Genomic DNA, 6,503 nt, shown 5'->3' with positions numbered 1-6,503 from the left:
CCTGCTCTCATGAACACCTATCACTACCTGTCACCACCGGAATCTTGGCAGAGCCGTTATTTCTACAGGCCCCTTCGCCGGAGCCGGGCCACGGCGGCATGGTCACGCCGATCGCGGCCAGTGGATCATCGGAGGTGGACCGGAACTGGAACGATGTCCCGACCGGAATGGTGATGGCCGTCCCGGCGCGGACGTCCTCCACTGTTTCGGCCTCGTCCTGCCGTCGCCACATCTGGCCGTGGCCGGTGATGAAGTACCAAATTTCGTCGACGGTGCGGTGGCGTACGGGAACTGAAGCGGCCCGTGGCCTGAGCTCGAAGTGCGCCATCCCGCCGGCCTCCAAGCCCGGTAGCAGGCGGGACGTCTGACCCGTCGGGTGCGACGGCATCGATGACGGCAGGCAGTTGCCTCGTCTCGAATCGCTTGTTCATGACCTCCTCCTCAAGCTGGGAAACCGTCGTCGAGACGGCGGCCGGTCCACGGCCTGGTCTCGCCGGATGCGGTGATGTCACCGGTGAGGCGGTCGCCCATTCGGCGGCCGACCACGCGATTGCCGCCAGCTTCAAGAGTGACGCTGGCGCCTTCGACCCTGATTGCCAGCGGCGACCAGCCCCGCGGTGATGTATCGGACATCCAGGCGGCAACCCATGCCGATGGGTCGCCGGGTGCCGGGCCGATCTGCACCTGCAGCAGGGGAGCGTCGCCAACCCAGGCGCCCACGAGCGGGTTCTTGGTGATCTCCAACGCCGTCGTGGCGCCGTCCCGCTCGTACTGGCCGGCGAAGATCAGCGGGTCGCCGGTACGCCGGCCCGAGAAGCTGCCCTGCCCCAGCGATCCGCCCGGCCCGGCCGGATGCCGTAGCGTCAGCAGGCCCAGGCTGGCGTCCAGCGTGCCGAGTAGCGGGACCGGCCGTCCCGATCCCGGCTCCGACAGGAAGCCACGCAGCCAGCCGTCCGGGTCCTGGCGCACCGTGATGGCGATCGGCTTTCCGTCGAGCGTCCCGGTGAACAGCGCCGGGGATCGGCGGGCCGGCCGGACGCGATCGCCGCCCGGGCTGATGTCGCCGAAGAGCTGCCGCGCCCCGCGCAGGTCTCCGCGGCCGATGGCGTACGCGTAGGCGTGCGCCCCGGGGGTCAGATGCCGTGGCAGCGCCGGGTCGGAGCGGTCGACGGTATAGAGCCCGAAGTGCGCGGCCGGCCGGTAGCCTTCGTGCCACTCCCAGTTGTCCGCCAGCGTCCAGTAGAGATACCCCCGGATGTCCACGCCGTCGCGGACTGCGGCCAGCAACTGCGTGAGATGCGCGACCAGAAACGGCCCGCGATGGTGGTCCTGCGCCTGCGGGATCCCGTTCTCGGTGACGAGCACTGGCAGTCCGTACCGTGACTTGAGGTCTCGTAACATCGCACCGAATCCTGAGGGCGAGATCTCCCACCCCAGGTCGTTGAGGAGCTGATGGACCTGGTCGCTGCCGTCGAGGTTGTTGACGAAACGGCCACCGGTGTACGAGGCGGTCAGGCTCACCAGGACGTCGGCGAAGACGTACACCGAGCGGTAGAAATTGAGACCGACGAAGTCGCAGTGGCTCGACCACGGCTTCGTCGCGTCGGTGCCCAGGAAGGCGGCCAAGTCGGCGTCGGTCAGATAAACGCGGTTGCCGGGCCGGCGGTGGATTGCGGTGTCCAGCCGGCCGTCGATGATCGCGTCGAGCATGTGCCAGTTGTAGAAATAGTCGAACTGGTTGCGCGCCGCCTCCTGATCGCCTAGGACGTGATCGGTGACCGCCGTGGTAACCCTGGCGTGCAGCATGGCGTGCGCAAGCCCGACCATCGACTCGCTGTCGGCCGCCTTGATGGTCTCGTAGGCGCGGGTATGCGCCCGGATCAGGTTGAAGTAGGCGGTTCGCGCTCGGCCGCCGTCCCCGGTGAATCCGGGCGGCCAGATCCCCGCGATGTAGCCGACGCCGATCATCGACCCGACCGGCTCGTTCAGCGTGATCCACCACCTCACCCGGGCCGACCAGCGCGCGGCGAGGTAGGTCACGAACGCTAGGAACGCGTCGACAGTCTCCGCGTTCTCCCAGCCGCGCATCGATGCCCTGAAGTCGGGGTCGTCGCCGCTGGCGAACGGCAGCCCGACCGCTGAGCCGATGGTCGCCTCCCGTGGCGGGTCGAGCACCCACAGCGGCAGCGACAGGTGATTGAGCGTCAGTACCGGCGTCATATTGCGTGCGGCGAGGGCATCGAGCACGCCATCGTAGTAGCCGACCGCGGTCATGTCAAGGTCCGAATCGGTGAGCGGGTTGCCGTGTGTGGCCCTGGCCGGCTGGATCCGTGCCCACTCGACGGAGAATCGGTAGCTGTTGATCCCGAGCGCTGCCGCCCGGTCGAGGTCAGCCTTCAGAACGGTCAGGTCCGCATGGCGAAGCGCCTCGCCCGGCCCGCTCAGATCGACCGGGTGGCCGTCCTTCGCGGTCCACGCCCGCACCCTCCGGCGGATCGCAGGGGAGTCGACGAAGGCTGCCCAGTCGTTGTTGGTGATACCACCCTCGTTCTGCATGGCGGCAGTAGCGACACCGAACAGGAACCCTGGCGGGAACGGCGGCAGGCTTGCTTCCTCGTCCGCCGGTCCGGTGCGGAGAGCACGGAGGACCGCGTTGGCGTACGCGCGGGCGCCGGCCGGGTTGGGATGCCCGATGGAAGCTCGCGCGCATTGGAAGACGTCGGTGCGATCGGCATTCAGGTCGCAGGCCGGGGCTCGCCCGCCGGCGACGAACACGTCTTGCGGTGACAGGTCGCCGTTGATGCCGTACACCCATGCCTGCGACGCGAGGGCGGCGTTCTCGGCGGCGAATCCCGGACCGGCATAACAGATCCGCGCGACCGGCAGATCGTCGTTGGCCTCGTCGACGGCCGCTGCGATCGCCAGCTGGGACAGGTCGTGAAAAGCCCGGCAGTTCGTGATCACTTGGGGGATCAGTGATCCGGTCAAGATGCCGCCGGGCAGCCCGGCCACGCTGATTCCGACGGCGACGAGGAACGCAGACAGCAGGGTTGTGTCGCTGTCCTCGGAGAGGATTGGATAGTAGGGCGTCGCGACGATGGTGGCGTTTGGGAACTGCGCGGCGGCTGCGGTCAGAAGGGTGCGCAGGTCACGGCGGCAGAACGCGTCCACCGGCCCGGCGAAGTCCCGCGGCCGAGCCATCGGGTTGACGATGGACCGGATGTTGACGTCGTTGAGACCGGCAGTAACCAGCACGATGTCGACCCGGTCGGGAGTGCCGCCGTACGCGCCGAGTTGTTGCATGACAGTCGGGTATGACGTCGGAATCTCGCCGGGCAGCGCTGGAAGCACCGTGTTGTCGCCGACGCCGATAGTCGCCCCGGAATGCGCCAGCATGGCGGTGTAGCTCTTGATCCCGCCGCCCGCCTCGCCGAGCGACCGCTCCACGATTCCCACGTACTTCTCGTGCGGCCGCAGCCCCTGCCCCCACGCGACCGAGTCACCGATCACGAGAATCACCAGCGTGTCGATAGTGAAGGCAACGGCGTTCGACGGCGTGCCGTCGTTGAGGATCACCTCGCAGAGGCCCGTCTCGCCGTCGGCGTCCTCCGCGGTGTTCACCGGCCGCTGCAGAGTGAAGGTCATGGTGGCGCCGTTCACATACGACGAGCCGGGCATGTCCTCGCCGTTGACCCTCACACGAGCCCCGGGCGCGAATCCGGACCCGGTGACGGTGACCGTGGTGCCCGGCTTAACCCGGCTGCCGTCGCCGACTGCCGCGACCTGGGGCAGAACGTAGAACGAGAGGTTGTTGGATCGGACGCCGCCGGCGCGACGTACCCGGAGGGTCTGGTTCCCACCGATGACCGCGGGGACATTGAAGGTGGCGAGCGTATCCGCGATGACCGTCATCGGGACGGGCTGGTCGCTGATGGTCAAGACGTCGTCCGGCAGTAGCCGCACCCCGTGCAGGGTGACCGTGGCGCCAGCAACGGCTCGCGGCGGATCCGCGCGCACCAGAGCGGGTTCGGTGAGCTTTGCGGCGAACTCGTCCCTCGAGACTGGGACGAACCGGACACTGTCCAGGTGCTGTCCGCCGTGTGGGCCGGGCGACCCGATCGCGCCCTGACGGCCCTGTGCGCCCGGCGCGCCGTCGTGCCGCTCCTCTGACATGGAGCAGTTCTTCGGCCGTGGCCCGAGACGCCCGCCGACGCCGCCTGCGCCCGGCGCGCCGGGACCGCCGCCCGCGCCGCCGGAGCCGCCCTCGGTGCTGATGCTGAAGCCTCCCGCCGCGTACGTCTGCAGCACTGGCGAGGGTGCGTACAGACCGAGCCGGCCGCCGTGTCCACCCGGTCCGCCACGCCCACCGTTGCCGCCACTCCCGCCGGGACCGCCGTCGCCGCCCGCTCCTGCGCCGCTGCTGCAGAAGCCGAGGAAGTCGTAGCGCTCAGCCATGCCGTCGGACCCGTCGCCACCGTCCCCGCCGTCGCGACCGCGCCCACCGGTTCGGCCGTCCTGACCACGCAGGTCGAACACCGGCGCCCCAGTTAGCTCCAGCACCCACATCTCGACTTCGGGCGCGTCGACCCCGGCCCACGCCTCCCCGCCCGGAAGCCCGTCACCGCCGGGATCACCGGTCACTCCCCAGTGGCCGTCCGGGGTGGGCGCCTTCGATGGCTTGGGCGGCTTGTCGCCAGGTGCCCAGGACGCGACCGGCGCGCCGGGCAGTGGGTGCTCGTACGTGAACGTCACCCCGCGCCCCACTTTGATGCGCTCGGCGATGAAGGTCAGGTATTGATGAGGCCGGTTCAGCACCACGACGGTGTCGTCCGCGAGATCGACCGACTCGGCGACGAAGTAGGCGACGTCCAGCGTGGCCCGCGTCGCCGGTGCCGCCATCATCCGCGCGCTGGGCGGCAGCACCGGCTCGGCGAACGCGGCTTGCAGAGCCGTCGTCCCGGACGGCAGAAGTACACCGACGGGTGGCTGCCGGTGCAGGACAGGGATAACGCCCGGCGGGGTAAACAATCCGGGTCGGGCGGGGACGACAACGCCAGGCCGGGCCGCAACCACGCCGGACAACGCCAGGTCACCGAGGCCGCTCACCGTGGGCACACCCTGGTTCTCCAGCACGGCCCGGTGAAATGCCAGCCGTGCCAGCGCCTGGGCCCGCGCCTCCGGAGTATCCATGATGTTCACCGTCAAGGACTGCAGGCTTACCGACGGCATGGTGGCCTCCTCGCGCTTTCTCCTCACTGTGAACTCGACCCCGTAGTGCGTCAACCGATTCCTGCGTCGGGAATCCAACACATCGGAAGGGCTCGGGAGAGGTGAAGCTGTCAGCAGGGAGGACGTCATGACGACTGCAGCGCAGAAAGCCTCGGAGCCCGCGGCAGGCGATCCCCTGAACGAGTTTCGGTGGGCCGACGCCGCGCCGGACGCCACGGCGAAGATCGGTCTGACCGATCTACTGGTCCGCCTCCAGCTGATGGCGACCGATGCCGCACGCAACACTGCGGCGGACAACGACGGGTGGTGGGCGAAAACGCCGCCGTCCATGCAGGTGATCCGATCCGGCACGCAGGCAATCACCAAGTGGTGGGCCACGGCGGTCGCGGCGGTTGGTGGACTGTCCGGTTTGGCCGCCACGATCTACGGCTTCGTCGCGGCGGCGCGGGACGCCATCGGTGACGCGGTTCTCGCCGCACTCATCGGTGGCGCCTCGCTGGTGCTATCAGCCACCGCGATCGCCGTGTCCCTCTTCGTCAAGGCGGACCTCGGGTCGCGCGGCAATGCCACGGCGGCACGGCACGCCGGACGGGCCGAGGTGGCGGCGGCGTTCCTACAAGCCACCGCGACTCTGCCGCGCAAGGATCCGGACGGGCTGACGTCGGAAAGCCTTCTCCGGATCCTGACGGCGTTCCCCAACCGCCTCCGTGTGACCACCACTAGTGATCCAAACCTCCGACTGATCAAGAGCGTCGGGGTCACCTCAGGCGGAAAAGTGCAGGTGGAGTTGGAGAACAAGGAGTGGGTGCTTCTCGAGAACGTAGACCGCTACACGACCGCCCCGCCGTAGAGGGCCTTTCCCCACGGCCTTGCCCGCCGCACGGAGAATCGACGACGAAGCACAGCTCGCGCAGCTTCGAACCAAGTACCCCGAGTGCGCACATCTGCACAATGCCGCGATCAGGCCGCTCCGCCTGTGCCGTGACCGAACGTGAGCAACAGACGGAAGTAGCCGGGGTAGCGGCCCAGCTTAAGCCGGAGTGCCCGGCTTTCCGATCTCTGTACTTCCGGTGTACTCGGCATCGGCATCGGCATCGGAACCCAAATGCCGACACGAACGGAGGACACGACACTCCGACCCAGCGTCGTGTGATTGCACGACAGGTGTCGCAGCCCATAGGGTTCTGGCAACAACCACTGAGCTGCACAAACGCGGAGATCAGAGCCAGCTGCTGAGCGGCCACTCCCGGAGAATAGCGTCCACCCGTCTTGGA

At 68.4% G+C, this 6,503-nt stretch carries 3 protein-coding genes; 1 reads left to right on the top strand and 2 read right to left on the bottom strand.

Annotated features, from left to right (window positions below):
• Positions 1 to 7: 7 nt before the first annotated feature.
• Together U9980_RS18865 and U9980_RS18860 are read right to left on the bottom strand one after the other, a co-directional pair.
• Positions 8 to 328, bottom strand: coding sequence for a cupin domain-containing protein (locus U9980_RS18865; RefSeq protein WP_322769128.1), 321 nt, complete (start codon positions 326 to 328; stop codon positions 8 to 10).
• Between the two features lie 113 nt (positions 329 to 441).
• A complete protein-coding gene (locus tag U9980_RS18860) occupies positions 442 to 5,229 on the bottom strand; it encodes a family 1 glycosylhydrolase (protein ID WP_322769127.1) in 4,788 nt (1,595 codons plus the stop codon).
• Positions 5,230 to 5,356: 127 nt separating this feature from the next.
• Between U9980_RS18860 and U9980_RS18855 the strand changes: the two genes are divergently transcribed.
• Complete coding sequence (locus U9980_RS18855; protein ID WP_322769126.1) at positions 5,357 to 6,079, top strand: hypothetical protein; 723 nt, start codon at positions 5,357 to 5,359, stop codon at positions 6,077 to 6,079.
• The last annotated feature ends 424 nt before the right edge of the window (positions 6,080 to 6,503 follow it).

Origin of the sequence: Protofrankia sp. Cr1 (assembly GCF_963555865.1) — a bacterium.
Classification (GTDB): domain Bacteria; phylum Actinomycetota; class Actinomycetes; order Frankiales; family Frankiaceae; genus Protofrankia.
The sequence above is the reverse complement of the archived record's forward strand: the minus strand, read 5'-3'. Positions and strand labels throughout refer to the sequence as shown.